The 203-nt window shown below is 66.5% G+C and carries 1 protein-coding gene; it reads left to right on the top strand.

Translation table 11 applies throughout. The features are described 5' to 3' along the window. Positions 1-29 precede the first annotated feature (29 nt). The coding region (locus tag EGN72_RS19640) for a VCBS domain-containing protein (protein WP_199743668.1) at positions 30-203 on the top strand (174 nt) is incomplete at its 3' end.

Here is a 203-nt window from a genome sequence, read left to right as displayed (position 1 = left end):
TGTTCCAGCCGGCCTCGGGGGTGGGGGCCATGGGCTATGGCACCTACAGCGTGGATGCGGGCGGCGCCTGGTCCTATCTGATCGACGACGCTAACCCGGCGGTGAACGGGCTGAACCTCGGCGAGACGCTGACCGACAGCTTCACCATCACCACCGAGGACGGCACCACCGAGACGGTGACCGTCACCATCGAAGGCGCCAAT

Source organism: Pseudorhodobacter sp. E13 (assembly GCF_003991405.1).
Lineage (GTDB): Bacteria > Pseudomonadota > Alphaproteobacteria > Rhodobacterales > Rhodobacteraceae > Pseudorhodobacter.
Note: the sequence above shows the minus strand (reverse complement) of the source record. Positions and strands in the feature narration are given on the sequence as shown.